The 17,463-nt window shown below is 34.9% G+C and carries 12 protein-coding genes and 3 pseudogenes; 11 read left to right on the top strand and 4 right to left on the bottom strand.

The genetic code is table 11. The features are described 5' to 3' along the window. Positions 1-25: 25 nt before the first annotated feature. Genes ACQ9BO_RS21265 through ACQ9BO_RS21250 form a run of 4 tightly spaced genes read right to left on the bottom strand, consistent with a single transcriptional unit; the run spans position 26 to position 4,645 of the window. Positions 26-862, bottom strand: coding sequence for a RagB/SusD family nutrient uptake outer membrane protein (locus ACQ9BO_RS21265; RefSeq protein ID WP_431242367.1), 837 nt, complete (start codon positions 860-862; stop codon positions 26-28). After that, a complete protein-coding gene (locus ACQ9BO_RS21260; protein ID WP_431242366.1) occupies positions 777-1,280 on the bottom strand; it encodes a RagB/SusD family nutrient uptake outer membrane protein in 504 nt (167 codons plus the stop codon). Before ACQ9BO_RS21260 ends, ACQ9BO_RS21265 begins: the two co-directional genes overlap by 86 nt. Next, positions 1,234-1,500, bottom strand: a complete 267-nt coding sequence (locus tag ACQ9BO_RS21255; RefSeq protein ID WP_431242365.1) for a hypothetical protein — start codon at positions 1,498-1,500, stop codon at positions 1,234-1,236. Before ACQ9BO_RS21255 ends, ACQ9BO_RS21260 begins: the two co-directional genes overlap by 47 nt. 13 nt (positions 1,501-1,513) lie before the next feature. Then, the gene (locus tag ACQ9BO_RS21250) at positions 1,514-4,645 is read right to left on the bottom strand and encodes a SusC/RagA family TonB-linked outer membrane protein (protein ID WP_431242364.1); all 3,132 of its coding nucleotides are present in this window, start codon (positions 4,643-4,645) and stop codon (positions 1,514-1,516) included. 962 nt (positions 4,646-5,607) lie between these two features. Between ACQ9BO_RS21250 and ACQ9BO_RS21245 the strand changes: the two are divergent. The 11 genes and pseudogenes from ACQ9BO_RS21245 to ACQ9BO_RS21195 all read left to right on the top strand — a co-directional run bounded on the left by ACQ9BO_RS21245 (position 5,608) and on the right by ACQ9BO_RS21195 (position 17,355). Beyond that, a pseudogene (locus tag ACQ9BO_RS21245) lies at positions 5,608-7,081 on the top strand (MFS transporter). Positions 7,082-7,295: 214 nt separating this feature from the next. Continuing rightward, on the top strand, positions 7,296-8,774 hold the full coding sequence (locus ACQ9BO_RS21240; RefSeq protein ID WP_431242363.1) for an MFS transporter: 1,479 nt from the start codon (positions 7,296-7,298) through the stop codon (positions 8,772-8,774). Between the two features lie 16 nt (positions 8,775-8,790). Beyond that, complete coding sequence (locus ACQ9BO_RS21235; RefSeq protein ID WP_431242362.1) at positions 8,791-9,786, top strand: magnesium transporter MgtE N-terminal domain-containing protein; 996 nt, start codon at positions 8,791-8,793, stop codon at positions 9,784-9,786. Then, positions 9,743-10,384 (top strand): MFS transporter, encoded by a 642-nt coding sequence (locus tag ACQ9BO_RS21230; RefSeq protein WP_431242361.1) that lies wholly within the window; start codon positions 9,743-9,745, stop codon positions 10,382-10,384. The genes ACQ9BO_RS21235 and ACQ9BO_RS21230 overlap by 44 nt, the downstream gene beginning before the upstream one ends. A 29-nt stretch (positions 10,385-10,413) precedes the next feature. Further along, a complete protein-coding gene (locus ACQ9BO_RS21225; RefSeq protein WP_431242360.1) occupies positions 10,414-11,463 on the top strand; it encodes an MFS transporter in 1,050 nt (349 codons plus the stop codon). A gap of 82 nt (positions 11,464-11,545) precedes the next feature. Next, positions 11,546-13,763, top strand: a pseudogene (locus ACQ9BO_RS21220) (molybdopterin oxidoreductase family protein). 19 nt (positions 13,764-13,782) lie between these two features. Next, positions 13,783-14,351, top strand: a pseudogene (locus ACQ9BO_RS21215) (4Fe-4S dicluster domain-containing protein). 10 nt (positions 14,352-14,361) lie between these two features. Continuing rightward, entirely contained in the window at positions 14,362-14,874 is a 513-nt protein-coding gene (locus ACQ9BO_RS21210; protein ID WP_431242359.1) for a Rieske (2Fe-2S) protein, read from the top strand. A 16-nt stretch (positions 14,875-14,890) separates the two neighbouring features. Then, the gene (locus ACQ9BO_RS21205) at positions 14,891-15,139 is read left to right on the top strand and encodes a DUF6755 family protein (protein WP_431242358.1); all 249 of its coding nucleotides are present in this window, start codon (positions 14,891-14,893) and stop codon (positions 15,137-15,139) included. 167 nt (positions 15,140-15,306) lie between these two features. Next, positions 15,307-16,479: a molybdopterin molybdotransferase MoeA gene (locus ACQ9BO_RS21200; protein ID WP_431242357.1), complete on the top strand. Its 1,173-nt coding sequence runs from the start codon at positions 15,307-15,309 to the stop codon at positions 16,477-16,479. A 129-nt stretch (positions 16,480-16,608) separates the two neighbouring features. Next, entirely contained in the window at positions 16,609-17,355 is a 747-nt protein-coding gene (locus ACQ9BO_RS21195; protein ID WP_431242356.1) for a sulfite exporter TauE/SafE family protein, read from the top strand. Positions 17,356-17,463 lie beyond the last annotated feature (108 nt).

Genomic DNA, 17,463 nt, shown 5'->3' with positions numbered 1-17,463 from the left:
AATCTATGTTTCTATGTGTTGAAATTTAATATCCAGGATTCTGAGGCAAGCCAACTGGGTCAATATTTCTTTCACTTTGTGGAATCGGATACAGATTATTTCTTTCAGAAACAGAATTTTTAGCTGTTACTTTTTTCACTTCAGTAACCAAAGTTCCCCATCTTACTAAATCATACCAGCGCTGTCCTTCCTGAACAAATTCTTTTTTGCGTTCTTCTTGAATTGTTGCTCTAAAACTGGTTTGAGTCAATCCAACTAAATCGACTGTAGCATCCGGAGTTGTAATTGGTTTTGCAAAAGCTCTTCTGCGTACTTGGTTGATTAATTCGTATGCTTCTGCAGTTGGTCCGCCTTGTTCGTTTATGGCTTCTGCCAAAGACAATAAAATGTCAGCATAACGAATAACTGGAAAGTTGATGGCTACGTTTGCAGGAGTTGCCAAATTGGTCAAATCCAAATATTTTTTGAAGATTGGTTTTGGAAAAGTATAAAGCGTTCCGGTAGCAGGATTCAGTAATTGTTTAGCATAACTCACATCTCTGCGTGTATCTCCTGCCGCATAAATGTCATAAAACAAAGCAACATCCGAAATAATATCTGCCGGTTCAGTGGCGGTAAATCCTGTAAATGAAGTCGCTTGAAATGTGCTTCCGCTTGATCCGTTTCCAGCTTGGTTTGGTTCAAACTGAACAGAAAAAATATGTTCTTTTCCGTTCTTTTTAGTTTTAGTGAAAATGTCTTGGAAATTCTCAAATAAAGCATAACCGTATCCTCCATCAATAACTTCTCTTGATTTTGCAATGGCGTTTGGCCAGTCTTTTCTTGTCAGATAAACTTTTGCCAGAATTGCTTTTGCGAGCACCTGAAGTTGCACGTCCGGCATCTGTTGCAGGATATGTTTTTGGAAGATTTTCAGCATCCTTCAAATCCGAAATAATCTGCGCATAAACTTCTTCTACAGTTCTTCTTTTTGATTTTAAGCTTTCTAGCTCAATAGATGTTGGCTCGTGCAAAACAATTGGAACGCCTCCCCAAAGACGAACTGCCTGAAAATATAATAATGCTCTAATAAATTTGGCTTCGTTGACTAATCTTGTTTTTACTGCTTCAGTTCCAGCTACTTTGGGAACATTATCAATCGAAACATTGGCTCTGTTGATTCCAGCATAGATTTGTCTCCAAGCGACTTGAACACGATCTGAAGTTGCATCATGAGTCAAACTGCTCAAAGCTCTAACTTGTGGATTTGTGGCAGAAACTCCTGCAGCGAAGATAATCACTAGCCATATCAGTCAAGAAATATAAATTTCTTCCAAATAAACTTTGTTCTCCCGGATCTAAACTTAATGAAGCATAAACAGCCGTAACACTTGCAATGGCGTCATCTTGGGTTTTAAAATAGTTGTCTTCGGTTACAAAAGAGGTTGGTGTTACCTCTAAATCGGTGCACGATGCAAATAAGCCCGCACTTAATAATAATGTTATAATGATCTTTTTCATTTTATTTTTTTACTTAGAAAGTTACGTTCAAGCCCGAGATGAATGTTTTTGAGTTTGGATAAGAACCAAAATCAATTCCCGGATATAAGTTGTTTTGTTCGTATGAACTTACCTCTGGATCATAACCAGTGTACTTTGTCCATGTAATTAAGTTTTCGGCTGAGATGTAGAATTTCACGCTTTTTGTTCCCAGTTTTTTTGAAACGCTTTTTGGAAGTGTATAACCTAATGTGATTAATTTCAATCTCAAAAATGAGGCATCTTCAACATAACGTTCAGAAACAATTCCTAATGGAGAACTTGATGCACGTGGAATTTCATTGCTTGGGTTTGTTGGCGTCCATCTGTCAACTAAAGTTTCGGCAACATTGGTTCCAAGTGTTGAAATTTCTAATTGCTGATTTAAGGCATTGAATATTTTTCCGCCATAAGCACCTTGGAAAGAAAAATTCAGATCAAAGTCATTGTAAGAGATTGTATTTCCAAAACTTCCAACAAATTTTGGCTGTGAAGTTCCAAGATTTCCTTTGTCAAGAGCTGTAATTACGCCATCGCCGTTTGTGTCAACATATTTTCTGTCTCCCACTTTTGTATTAGCCAAACTGTTGATTTTAGGCTGTGTATTCACCTCTTCTTGCGTCTGGAAAATTCCGTTTGTTCTGTATCCCCAAAAAGTTCCAAGAGGCAAGCCAACTTTTACAGTTACCGGTTGTTGCTGTAATAAAGAGCCGTTTGGCACAACAGGGAAAAATTGATCTACACCGTTTCCTATTTCTGTTACTTTATTTTTATTGGTAGAAAAAACAATGTTAGAATTCCATGAGAAATTTTCTGTTTTTATGTTTTCAGTCGTCAAGCCAATTTCAAGACCTTTATTTTCAACTCCACCAATGTTCTGAAGTACTGTCGCATATCCAGAGGTCAATGGCACCGGAACGTTGATCAACAAATCTTTTGTTTTTTTGTAATAAACATCAAAAACAAAATTGATTTTTCGGTCCAATAATGATAAGTCTAAACCAACATTATATTGATTTGTTTTTTCCCATCTCAAATCAGGATTGGCTAATCGGGTAGGGGCAAGTCCAGTTGCTAAAGTTCCACCAAAAGCATAATTTACAGAACCCATTGAGGCAAGTGAAAGATAATTTCCAATTTCTTGGTTTCCAGTTGTTCCGGCTGTAAGTCTTAGTTTAGCTTCGGTTACACCTTTGATATTGTTTGCAAATTCTTCATCGGTAATATTCCATGAAAATCCTGCTGATGGGAAATAACCCCAAAGTGATTCTGATCCAAATCTTGAAGAACCATCGGCACGACCTGAAAGCGTAAAATTGTATTTTCCTTTATAAGAATAATTTACTCTTGCCAGCCAGGATTTTAAAACACTTTCAAAAGCTTCACTATAAGGTTTTACTGGAACACCATCTTGCAAAGCATTATAAGTGTTCGCATCATTTACAAAATACTGCGCTCCAGCATTTACTACTTCACCTTCAGTATATTGAAGTGTATATCCTGCCAAAGCAGAGAATTTATGGTTTTCGCCGAAATTAGTATTGTAGTTTAATGTGTTTTCATTCAATACAGAGCTTACACGTCGATCTCCAACAGAAGCCAAACCTTTAGTTCCCGCTCCTGTTGTAGTTGTTGACGGCGCATAATAATTTTGTTTTGTGTCGATTACGTCACCGCTCACTGCCACTTTTGCGGTAAGTTCTTTGTTGAATTTAAATTCGCCAAATAAGCTCGTTAAGATTCTATTAATTTTGGTTTCATTGGTTGTATTTTCCAAATCATTAATCGGGTTCGGAATAATGCCGTTGGTTGCCGTTGCGTATGGGTTATTAGTTAAATTGTAACTTCCATCATCATTTTTTATTGGTACAACTGGTGGCTGGTACAACGCTACAACTAGCGGATTTGGCTGTCTTCCAGCAGAAGAACCTCCATTTGTTCCGATTCCATTTGCGATAGAGTTTGTATAATTTGCATTGACACCAAATTTGAATTTCTGAGAATAATTTCGTTCATAATTAGCACGAAGCGAAATACGCTTGAAATCAGTTGCAATCACAATTCCGTCCTGATCAAAATAACCTGCTGAAATTGTATATCTAGAACGATCGTCTCCACCAGAAAAAGTCAATTGATGATTTTGAATAGGAGCGGCAGTTCTAAAAACAGCATCTTGCCAATCATAACTTCCAGATGTTTTAAAAGCTTCAATTTGAGCGGGAGTAAAAGAAGGAGCTTGACCAATACTTGCCTGAACATCATTGCGCAAGCTCGCCCATTGGCTGGCATCCATCAGATTTAATTTTTTTGAAACATTCTGGAATCCAAAATAGCCTTGGTACGAAATATTATCTTGTCCTTTTGTTCCTTTTTTGGTAGTAATAATAACAACGCCATTTGCACCTCTCGATCCATAAATAGCAGTTGCTGATGCATCTTTTAAAACTTCAATAGATTCAATATCAGCAGGATTTATTGTCGAAAGTACATTCACCGAAGCTCCTGCGTATGCTACACCTGCCGTACCATTGTTATTGTCGTTGTAAATTAAAACGCCATCCAATACATAAAGAGGTTCATTACCAGCAGTAATTGAGTTTCCTCCACGAATGCGCACACTTGATGAAGCGCCCGGACGTCCTGAACTTTGTGTAACTACCACACCAGGAACCGCACCTCTCAAAAGGTTATCTGCCGATGAAGTTACTTGAGACAAATTGGCCTTTGGAACCGAGGCTACTGAACCTGTAATGTCTTTTCGTTTTTGTGACCCATATCCAACAACTACTAATTCATCAAGTTCCTGACGTTCTTCTTTTAAGTTAATGATTACAGGGTTTTTATCAACTACAACCTCTGTTTTTTTGTATCCTATATAAGTTACAATTAAAGTATAAGGGAATTTTTGTCCGGTTTGAAAATAAAATTTTCCTTCTGTGTCTGTTTGAACGCCGTGAGTTGTACCTTTAATAATAACAGATGCGCCTATAATGGGTTGATTTGTAACATCATCGACAACAGTTCCGTCAAGTTTTGATTGGATCAAGGGAGTCGTGTTTTGAGCATTAATTCCCGCCGTCAGGAGCAGGAGAAATAATATAGAGTATATCTTTAAATTATTTTTCATTTCTTTGTAATGGTTTAAGTAATTAACAAGGCGCCCTGAGCGTTGAATTTTCAACCCTCTAATTGTTTCCTTGATTTAGTGATAAATGTTCTTTAAGCCTCGCCATTTCTGTTGCCGCAGAAATGGCCTTTTTTATTTACAGCAACACGTTTGCATATTTTTCATTTTAGTTTTTTTTAGTTGTTAATTAGTTTCTTTTTTAAAATAGGGGTATATTCAAAATATCATCGCAATGCAAAATATGCATCAGCCAGATATTTGTATTTCCAATAAAAGTAATCTTGTGGGTGAATTTGAATTTCGTTTTTGACTTACAGAAATGAATCAAATGACGAATGTATTGCATGATGAATTAGCAACAGAAGCACATATAACAACAATTGTTATAAGTATATTTTTTTTGAAGATTTAAATACGATATGCTTTCGGTTGTTTTCAAAATATAGTTTTTTTGGTTTTCAATAAAAATCTAAACTCTACTAATCCTATAGACAAAGTTAATTTTAATATAATAAAAACCAAAAATTTACAGGATTTTTTTTGAAAAAGTCTGTAAATGTGTTTTTTAAGAAACGTGAACGCATGTATAATTAACTGATAATTAATTACTTATGATTGAATTGATATTGAAAAAAATGTTAAAAATTTTTTATTTCAGATTCGAAAATTGTAGTATTTTACATTTAAATTGCTTGTTTTTAATGCCTTGTAAAATAAGTTAAAGCATCAAAAACAGCTCAGAAACGTCTCAGAATATGTTTTTGTAAAATTTAATCGATAAAAGGACAGATTAAGTAATAATTACTTTTAATCGGTTATGTTATTTATTATTAGTGTTTTAGATGATTTTTTTCTAATTTTAATCTATTCTTATTTTTTGCAAGAAAAGCATTCTTATTTTTTCATGCAATATTGATTTATAGGTTAAATTTTTAAAGTAATAATTCTAACACTATTTTTCTATGGCAGATCTTTCTCAATCTCATCGCATTCTGTTTTTTAATACGTTAGCTTTTATAATTTGTTTCGCTTGCTGGACGCTAAACGGAGTATTAGTAACTTTTTTAAATGATCGTGGTATTTTTGAATGGAGTGTCGTCGAGATTGGATGGCTCTTGGGAATTCCAATTTTAACGGGTTCTGTTATGCGTTTGCCAATGGGAATTCTCACAGATAAATTTGGAGGAAAGCCTGTTTATTCCTGTTTATTAATTTTAAGTTCAATTCCGTTGTTTCTCTTGCCTTTTGCTTATAATTTCTGGACGTTTGCTATTTTGAGTTTTTTATTCGGAATGGTAGGAACCAGTTTCGCAATTGGAGTAGGATATACTTCTGTATATTACCCAAAAGAATGGCAGGGAAGGGCTTTAGGTATTTTTGGAATGGGAAATTCCGGTGCGAGCATTAACAACGTTTCTTGCACCAACATTATTGACAAAATTCTCCGAAAGTGATCCTGAAAATGGCTGGAAATGGCTTCCTGTTATCTACGCAAGTGTTTTGCTTACAATGGGAATTGTCTTTCTGATTTTTACAAAAAACAAAAAAATTGAAGCGGCTCCAAAAACCATAAGTCAAGTTTTTCAGCCACTTAAAAGTGTCAGAGTTTGGCGTTTTGGATTGTATTATTTTCTTGTTTTTGGTTCATTTGTAACTTTTTCGCAGTGGCTTCTTCCTAATTTTTTAAATGTATATCACACAACTTTAGTTATGGGCGGAATTTTCGCCGCCATATTTAGTTTGCCATCTGGAGTAATCAGAGCCTATGGAGGATTTTTATCTGATCGTTTTGGCGCTAGGAAAGTAATGTATTGGGTTTTGAGTTCGTCAGTTATTTTAAGTTTCCTTTTAATGTTTCCCAAAATGGATATCACAACTTCAGGTTCAGGAATTACCGCCGCAAAAGCAGGAACCGTTACTGAAGTCGCGAAAGATAAAATTGTTATTGGAGACAAAACATATCCTATAACACAAGAAGATAAAAATGCAAAACACAGCAAATTTTTGCCTTCAAAAACATCATGGCAGGAAGTTGTCGTAAAACAAAATCAGCAAGTTCAAAAGAAAGATTTATTAGCCGAAGGAATTACTCAGATTCATTTTGAAGCCAATATGTGGATTTATTTGGTTTTAGTAATTCTGATAGGCTCAGCATGGGGAATTGGTTCAGCGACAGTTTATAAACACATTCCAGATTATTTTCCAAATGAAGTAGGAGTTGTCGGCGGAATGGTTGGAATGCTGGGCGGTTTAGGCGGATTTGTTGGTCCAATTATCTTTGGTTATCTATTAAGTACAACTGGTTTCTGGACAAGTTCATGGATGTTTATTTTAGCAGTTTCACTTATTTGCTTAATCTGGATGCATCGCGTTGTCGTGAAATTAATGAAAGAGAAATCACCAGAATATGCCAAAGATATGGATAGAAAATATTAAAGTTTAGTTTAAAATAAAACACAAAAAAAAGCCTTTTCTTATTTTAAGAAAGGCTTTTTTTGTAGTCTTAATTTTATTATTTAGGATGTTTTAAAATAAGATAAAATTATCTCTTATATGATATATGTCATTTTAAGTACGAATATCAGGCTATAATTTTGCTTGTATAATTGAGGAGAATTACTCAATTATAATCAAGTAATCTAGATAGTTTATGAGTAATTTATCTCAATCTCACCGAATTTTATTTCTTAATACACTTGCCTTCACAATTTGTTTTGCTTGTTGGACATTAAATGGTGTTTTAGTAACTTTTTTGGCAGACAAAGGAATTTTCAACTTTAGCGTTGTAGAAATTGGTTGGCTTCTTGGAATTCCAATTCTTTCAGGCTCAATTTTCAGACTTCCAATTGGGATTTTGACAGACAAGTATGGCGGAAAAATAGTTTTTTCGGCTTTATTGTTTCTATGTTCTTTCCCGCTTTTTTTATTGCCATTTGCTGGTTCATTTTGGAGTTTTGCTATTCTGAGTTTTTTCTTTGGATTGGTAGGAACGAGTTTTGCTGTCGGAATTGGATATACTTCGGTTTGGTACCCAAAAGAATGGCAAGGAAGAGCATTAGGAATCTTCGGAATGGGAAATGCTGGTGCCGCAATTACCACTTTTATTGCACCTACATTATTAAATAATTTATCTGAAAATGATCCTGTAAACGGCTGGAAAATGCTTCCGGTTATTTATGCGACAACTTTAGTAATAATAGGAATACTTTTTCTTGTTTTTGCTAAAAACAAAACCAATCTGGCAGTTTCAAAAACAGTTCAAGAATTATTATCTCCACTAAAAAAGACCAGAGTTTGGCGTTTTGGAACTTATTATTTTTTGGTTTTTGGATTCTTCGTGGCTTATTCGCAATGGCTTCTTCCAAACTTCATGAATGTTTACAATACTACATTAGTAATGGGCGGAATGTTTGCTACCATATTTAGCCTTCCATCTGGAGTTATCAGAGCTTTTGGTGGTTACCTTTCAGATAAATTCGGAGCCAGAAAAGTAATGTATTGGGTTTTGGGTTCATCAATTGTAATCAGTTTTTTATTGATGTTTCCTAAAATGGAAATCTTCACTGCTGGTCCGGGAGTTATGTCTACAAGCAACGGAATTGTAACTGAAATTTCTGCAGATAAAATAATAGTCAACGGAAATCCACATCAAATTAATAATAAAAAAGATCTCGAAATAAATAGCGAATCTTCTGTTTTTCCTGTAAAAAAATCTTGGCAAGAAATCATTGTACAACAAAATCAGGAAGTAAAAAAGAAAGAATTATTAGCAAAAGGAATTACCCAAATCAACTTCAGCGCCAATCTTTGGGTGTATGTGGTGTTGGTAACGCTAATAGGAATTTCGTGGGGAATTGGTAAAGCGGCAGTTTACAAACATATTCCGGAATATTTTCCAAATGAAGTAGGAGTTGTGGGCGGAATGGTTGGTTTAATTGGCGGTTTGGGTGGGTTTTTAGGCCCAATAATCTTTGGTTACCTCCTCAATTATACAGGATTATGGACAAGCTCATGGATATTTATATTCATAGTTTCCGTAATCTGCTTAATCTGGATGCACCGAACAATCATCACTGCAATGCGAAGCAAATCACCCGATTTTATAAGAGAAATAGAAGACAATAGATAAATTAAAATTTAATAAAATGAAAACTTGGTTAGACAAATGGAGCCCAGAAGATGAAACGTTTTGGAACGCTGGCGGAAGTAAAATTGCATGGAGAACTTTAACAATTACAACAATCACATTAGTATTATCATTTGCCTCATGGTTTATGATGAGTGTTATAGCGGTAAAATTACCCGTATTAGGATTTAATTTTTCAAAAGATCAACTTTTTTGGTTAACGGCAATACCTGGATTAGCGACAGGATTTTTAAGAATAATTCACACATTTCTGCTTCCAATTTTTGGAACCCGCCACATTGTATCTTTTGCAACAGCAATAAAATTAGTTCCCGTAATCGGAATTGGTTTTGCAATTATGGATGTAAATACACCATTTTGGGTTTTTGCAGTTTTAGCTTTTACAACAGGTTTTGGCGGAGGCGATTTTTCTTCATATATGCCAAGTACAAGTTTATTTTTTCCTCAAAGATTAAAAGGAACTGCATTAGGAATTCAGGCAGGAATTGGGAATTTTGGAGTTTCGCTTGCACAATTCGTTACACCAATGGTTATTAGTATCGGAATTTTTGGAGCTTCAACCGTATTTACAAGTATTGATCCAAAAGAAACGTTAACGGTTTTTCAAAATTCATCAATAGAAAAACAAAAAGAAGTTTTTGCAACTCTTGATTCAGAAGTACAGACAAAAATTCTTTCCAACGTAAAGAAAAATGTTATTGATTCTGTAAGCACAGCCGTGAATTCTCATGATAATGTAGTGATATTTACTTCTCTTCCGGTTAAAACAAAAGCAAAAGCGATCGCAAATGCAAATCCAAAACTAGCCGAAAAAATATTAAATAATATTAGTGCTGAAAATACTGCAGTAAAAAACAAACCAATATTCTTGCAGTCTGCGAGCATTTTGGTACGCACCATTTTTAATAATCATGGCACTTGTGAGTTGGTTTTATTTAAGAAGTATTCCAATGAAAGCTTCAATAAAAGAACAATTGGATATTTTCTCAAATAAACATACTTGGTATTGTACGATTACATACGTAATGACTTTCGGAACTTTTGCAGGTTTGTCTGCGGCTTTTCCTTTAATGATTAAATTTCTTTATGGAGATTTTCCAAATGCACCAGATCCTTTAGTATATGCATTTTATGGCCCATTATTAGGTTCTTCAAGCAGAATTATGTTTGGTTTTGTAGCTGACAAAGTTGGAGGAGCAATATTAACAACTATTACAGGTTTAGGAATTTTGGCAGGAGCTATCATTTTAGTAACACAAGGATTAGTTGCACCAACAAGCATGGATCAATTTCCGCTTTTTGTGGGAGTAATTTTAGCAATGTTCTTTTTTACAGGAATTGGAAATGCCGGAACTTTTAGACAATATCCAATTATTTTTAAAGAAAATCCACGTCAGGTCGCCGGAGTTATTGGTTGGACAGCGACAATCGTCGCATTTGGACCATTTATCTTTTCTAAATTAATAGGAAATAATATTTCTGCTAATGGTACTGTAAATCAATTCTTTATTGGTGTTTGTTTTTTCACTATATTAGCTACAGGTATCAATTGGTGGTTCTATAATCGTAAAAATTGTGAAAAACCAAGTTAAGAAGTAATCATTAAAATTAAAAATTAAGGATGAAAGATAAAACGTACAATTCCAAAGCCTTACTTGTTGCAACACTAGTATCTATACTTACAATTATTCTAGTGTTTTACGGATCAAGACAATTACAAAATTTTGATGCGGCATTAGTTACATATTTATTCGGAACCGTATTTGCTTTCTTTGGAATCGTTTATCGATATACCGTTTGGCTTCAAAGGCCTCCAACTTGGATGTATTTTAAAAGAAGTCTTAGATTTCTTTTTACAGGAAAAGTATTTTCGCATTTATGGTTTTTAGGAAAAGAATCAGTACAGAATATTTTAGTTCAAAGGTTTATTTATCCGAGAAGTAAATGGCGTTGGTTTGCCCATTTTTGTATTGCAATAGGATGTTTATCGGCTTTTGCAATTACAATTCCGCTCACATTTGGATGGATTCATTTTACATTGGCACCAAATTCCATTTCAATTTACGAAGCACATTTCTTCGGATTTAAAATGATGGATTTTCAGATAAATTCCTTTTTAGCATTTCTAATTTTCCATGCCTTAAACTGGTCTTCATGGCTTGTTATAATTGGATCTGTTTATTATTTAAGAAGAAGATTAACAAATCCGGGATTAATTGCAACTCAAACTTTTGAAGGTGATTTATTGCCACTAATTCTATTAATTGCAATTTCGGTTACAGGATTATGTTTGACTTATTCATATCAATTCATGAAAGGTTTTGCATATGATTTTCTTGCTGTAATTCATTGTGTAACAGTAATTATGTTTTTGCTTTGGATTCCGTTTGGAAAATTCTTTCACATCATTCAGCGTCCGGCGCAAATTGGAGCACATATTTACAAGCAAGAAGGAATCAAAAAAGGAATGGCAGTTTGTCCGCATACAGGCGAAGAATTTGCTACAAAACTTCATATTGACGATTTAAAAATTGTAACCAAAGAATTAGGTTTCGATTTCACTCACGAAGACGGAACTTCTCACCTCGATTTAAGTCCAGAAGGAAAAAGATCTCGCTTAGCACAAGCACATTTGAAAGCCAGATTAGAGGGCGGAAATTTATTTGGATAATTTATAAAAAGTATGCAGTTGCAGTTTTCAGTTTACAGATTTAAACTGCGACTGCGACTGAAAACTGAAAACTAAAAAAAAAATGGCAAAACTACCAGTATCAATAGAGAAAATCATAGATGACTTTGGACCACATTTAAACTACGCTCCAGTAGATGGTTATAATGGAAGAGACGAACCAGACGACGTTGTAAAAACACACTGTTGTTTCTGCGGAATGCAATGCGGAATTCAGTTATTGGTAAAAGAAAATAAAGTAGTAGGTTTTGAACCTTGGATGGAATTTCCTTTCAACGAAGGTCGTTTGTGTCCAAAAGGAGTTCAGCGTTATTTACAAAACAATCACCCAGACAGACTTTTACATCCAATAAAAAGAGTAGAAGGAAAAGGTTTTGAAAAAGTTTCTTGGGATGATGCAATGGATAAAACAGTTTCTGAAATAAAACGCATTCAGGAAAAGTACGGAAAACATGCTTTCTCAATGCTTTCTGGGGTTTCATTAACAAATGAAAAAAGTTATTTAGTTGGAAAATTTGCTCGAGTTGCCTTAAAAACAAGAAATCTGGATTACAACGGAAGACTTTGCATGGTAAGCGCCGGAGCGGGAAATAAAAAGGCTTTTGGTTTAGACCGAGCCTCAAACAACTATTCTGATTTAGAATATGCCGAAGTTATCATTGTAACCGGAGCAAATATCAGCGAGACATTTCCAACGCTTACACATTGGATTTGGAAAGCCAGAGATCGTGGCGCAAAACTAATTGTTATTGACCCAAGAATGATTCCGCTGGCTAGAACGGCTGATATTCATTTAGACGTAAAACCCGGAACAGATTCGGCTTTATATGGCGCAATGTTGAAATATTTGGTTGATCACGATATGCTCGATCACGATTTTATTGATAATTATACTTCAGGATTTCAGGAAACGATTGATGCTGTAAAAGATTATACATTGGAATGGGCAGAAGAAGTAACTGGAATTGCTAAAGAAAAGATTAAAGCAGTACGCTGAGTTGTGGGGAAAAGCTAAAACAAGCTTTTTATTGCACGCACGTGGAATTGAGCATCACTCAAAAGGTGTAGATAATGTTTTAGGCTGTATCAATTTAGTTTTAGCAACCGGAAGAATTGGAAAACCCTATTGCGGTTACGGAACAATTACCGGACAAGGAAATGGTCAGGGTGGAAGAGAACACGGTCATAAATGCGATCAATTGCCAGGAAACAGAGATATTGAAAATCCGGAACATAGAAAATACATTTCAGAAGTTTGGGGAATCAACGAAAAAGATTTACCTGGAAAAGGACTTACGGCGTATGAAATTATTGAAGCCATTCACAGAGACGAAATCAAAGGATTAATTTCGATCTGTTTTAATCCGTTAGTTTCGCTTCCAAACAATAATTATGTGCGTTCTGCTCTTGAAAAATTAGAGTTTTACGTTTGTATTGATTTCTTTTTGAATGAAACTGCAAGACATGCGGATATTGTTTTGGCAGGATCTTTACAAGAGGAAGAAGAAGGAACAACAACATCAGCAGAAGGTCGCGTGATTAGAATCAGACAAGCAGTTACGCCTCCGGGAGAAGCAAGAACAGATACTTCGATATTATTAGAAATTGCTGAACGTTTAGGCGAAAAAGATAAATTCACGTACAATAATAGCGAAGAAATTTTCAATGAATTGCGTGTTGCTTCAAAAGGTGGAACAGCAGATTATTTCGGAATTACGTATAAAAAAGTCGAAGACAATATGGGGGTTTTCTGGCCATGTCCAACCGAAGATCATCCGGGAACACCAAGACTTTGGGAAGACAGAAAATTTAAAACTCCTGACGGAAAAGCGCATTTTAATCCCGCGCCATACAAACTTCCGGGCGAAGTTACCGATGAAGAATATCCAATAACATTGACAACCGGACGCGTTGTTTCGCAATACTTAAGCGGAACACAAACTCGAAGAATCGGAAAATTAGTAGATCAATTTCCGGAACCAATGGTAGAAATTCATCCAGAAATGGCATCAAAATATGGCATAAAACAACGTGAATTAATTAGAGTTGTAACCAGAAGAGGCGAAGGATTATTTCCTGCCAATATTGTAGAAACGATTAGAAAAGATACCGTTTTTATTCCGTACCACTGGCCGGGACACAAATCGGCAAATCAATTAACGCCGGGAACTTTAGATCCAATTTCTAAAATTCCTGAGTTTAAAGTTTGCGCCTGTCAATTATTTCCGCAAGGAACAATTGCTCCGCCAGCTAAAGAATCTGAAGCTTATGCAAGTGTTTAATCTATAAAAAATTAACCTTATGAATTTAACCAATTTTAATACGAGCGAAGAGTTTTTTGTAGACATGCAACGTTGCATTGGCTGTAAAGCCTGCGAAATGGCATGCGCCGAATGTGAAACAAACGGTCAGCAGACTTTAATTAGCGTGAATTACGTTGATCGTGCATCGACAATTCAGACAACAGTTCAGGTTTGCATGCATTGCGAAGATCCGGTTTGTGCGAATGTCTGTCCGGCAGATGCGATTTCGCAAGATGAATTTGGCGTTGTCCATACAGCAAGTACAGAAAGATGCATTGGCTGTTCAAACTGTGTTATGGCGTGTCCTTTTGGAGTACCAAAAAAGTCGAAGAATACGATTTGATGATGAAATGCACCATGTGTTACGACAGAACAAGCGTGGGCAAAAAACCAATGTGTGCAACAGTTTGCCCAAGCGGTGCACTGTTTTATGGTACAAAAGAGCAAATAGAAGAAATGAGACCGAATAGTACGCCAGTCAACAATTTTATTTTTGGTAAAGAAAAAGTAAAAACCAAAGTAAATATTATGATGCCAAAAGGCAGTACAGAATTACGAATTTATTAAATGACGAGTCATGTCTAAAGAAGATAATTTAAATGAAAACTGGAAAAAAGATTTTCCGATAAAAAAACAAGAATCAACTCAAGTCAGCCGACGCGATTTTGCTAAATTCCTAACTTTCGTTTCCGGCGGATTAATGGTTGGAACCGGATTTGTAACTGCAAAAGCCTTTTTATTGCCAAAGGAAGAAGTTCAGGGAGAACATTTTATTTGCAATAAAGAAGATGTTCCAGTTGGCGGAACAAGAGGTTTTGTTTTGGAAGGAAGTACAATTCCGTATATTTTGATCCATCTTGAGAATGGTGACTTTAGGGCTTACGAACAAAAATGCACTCATCTTTCTTGTTCTGTTTTTTACAAACCCGGAACCGGAATAATACATTGTCCGTGTCACGAAGGATCTTTTGACGCCAGCACCGGTGATGTAATTGCTGGACCTCCGCCAAGAGCTTTGCCACAATTAGAAGTGTTTTTTAAAGAAAATGCCGTTTTTGTAAAAGCATTGATTGAGAAAAAAGATAGCTAATTTAAATTTTTGAATTATGAGCACATTTAGAAGAAGCCAGAACAGAGCAAATCCTAATAAACTGAACAACATACTTTCGACACTTATTTTTATTTTGATTTTAAACGTAAGTATCCAGATTTGGCTTTTGTATGCATCGCTGAATAATGCATTAGAAAATAATAAAGAGATTTTAGTTCCGGCTTTTATAGCTTCGGCAATCCTGTTTTTTATTGGATTTGCGTGGCTGTATTATCTTCCAAAAGGAAATTTCAGAAATAAATAAAATCAAATCCGTAATTTCGAAAAGCTATTTTGATTTTTTCTGAATCTATTTGCATTAATTACGCTAAATTTATATTTTTTAAAGAATTAAAATTTTTAATGACTTTAACTAAGTAAAAATACTTATATTTGTAATAAGTATTTTTTGCTTTTAAATATATCCCCGTAATGATTAAAGTTGAAGAAGCCATAGCAATTATTGAAGCGAATAGTACTAAAATGCCAACCAAACATATTTCGGTAAGCAAAGCTTTAGGATATGTTTTAGCAGAAAAAGTGATTTCACCAATCAATATGCCACCTTTTCGTCAGTCGGCGATGGATGGATATGCTTTTGCACACAGCATTAGGCATCAATATGACGTTGTTGGGATTTCGCAAGCTGGAGATCATTCGAATATAAAATTAAAAACAACAGAGGCAATTAGAATATTTACGGGTGCTCATGTGCCAGATCACGCAGATACAGTTGTGATGCAGGAACATGTAATGGCAAATAAAGATTCCATTTTGATTGCTACAATGCCGGAAAAATTTTCAAATGTTCGTCCCGTTGGGGAGCAAATTCGCAAAGATGAAACGGTTTTTGAAGCCAATACTTTAATGACACCGGCAGGAATTGGATTTTTAGCTTGTTTGGGAATTACAGAAATTGAGGTTTATAAAAAGCCAAAAGTTGCCATTTTAGTGACAGGAAATGAATTAGTTCAACCTGGGGAAAAACTAAAAAAAGGCAAAATATTTGAAAGTAATTCGGTTATGCTTGAAGCAGGATTGCAAACAATCGGAATTAAAAAAACGAAAGTTTATCGTGTAAAAGATAATCTGAAAGCAACAAAAAAATCTTTAAAAGAGATTTTAAAAAAATATGATATTGTTCTTATTTCGGGCGGAATTTCGGTTGGAGATTATGATTTTGTAAAAGAAGCCTTGTTGCAAAACGATGTAAAAGAACTTTTCTATAAAATCAATCAAAAACCTGGGAAACCAATGTTCTTTGGATCTAAAAATGAAACATTAGTTTTTGCGCTTCCCGGAAATCCGGCTTCGTCACTAACTAATTTTTATATTTATGTTGTTCCGGCAGTAAAAAACAGAATGGGATTTTCGGAAATTCATAAACCGAAAGTTGTCCGAAAATTAAATTCAGAAATTAAAAACGACACAGGGAAAACCTTGTTTTTAAAAGCAAAATACGACGAAACTAATGTGACGGTTTTAACTGGCCAAAGTTCTGCTATGCTGAATACTTTTGCTGTAGCGAACAGTTTACTGATAGTTCCTGAAAATGTTGAACAATACAAAAAAGGACAAGCAGTTATATTATTGCCGATTGATTAGAGTGTGAGAAAATAGAAAAAAGAGCCAAGAAAAAAGATTTTAGTTGTTAAAGATGAAAAGCAGTATATAAATAAAAACATATAGCTAAACCAACTTGAAACCTGAAACAAAATAAACGAAACAAAAAAAATGAGCATTTTAAGTTCCGAAAATATACTATTATTCAGTTTTGCCTTAATTATAATTGCCTTTTTATATTCTAGTGTTGGGCACGGCGGAGCATCGGGATATTTGGCATTGATGAGCATTTTTGCTTTTCCGATTTCAGTGATGAAACCATCAGCATTGTTGTTGAATTTGTTTGTTTCAAGTATTTCGTTCTTATTCTATTATCGAAATAATTATTTCAAGCCAAAGCTCTTTTATCCGTTTGCAATAGCATCGATTCCGGCGGCGTTTATTGGCGGATTTATAACTTTAGATAATGCTATTTATAAAATTGTTTTGGGAGTCGTATTGGTTTTTGCCGCTTTGAGATTGTTTGGAGTTTTTAATTTTAAAGAAAAAGAAGAAGTAAAAATTAATCTTCCGTTTGCATTGGCAATTGGTTTTGCAATAGGATTATTATCTGGAATGCTCGGAATTGGGGGCGGAATAATTTTGAGTCCAATTTTATTGTTTTTAGGATGGGCTTCGGTTAAAGAATCAGCGGCGATTTCGAGTTTGTTCATTTTTGTGAATTCATTTGCCGGAATGCTGGGATTCTTTTTAGGAGGAAAAACAATTCCGATGGAAAGTTTTTATTTGGTTCCAATTGCAGTAGTAGGAGGAATGCTAGGCGGATTTTACGGAAGCGGAAAATTCTCGAATCGAACCTTAAAAATGGTTTTGGGAACAGTAATTTTAATGGCAAGTGTGAAATTGATTTTTCCTTAAAATTGGAAATATTGAATGGATTACCATTGCGTTCCCGAGGTTGAAACCTCGGGCTATATTTAAAAAAATGTGAAGATATGCTATAGAAAACATAGCCGACGGTTTCAA

The sequence above is a fragment of the Flavobacterium sp. P21 genome, from assembly GCF_050632225.1.
In the GTDB taxonomy this organism is placed as follows: domain Bacteria; phylum Bacteroidota; class Bacteroidia; order Flavobacteriales; family Flavobacteriaceae; genus Flavobacterium.
This window is presented reverse-complemented; position numbering and strand designations above follow the sequence as displayed.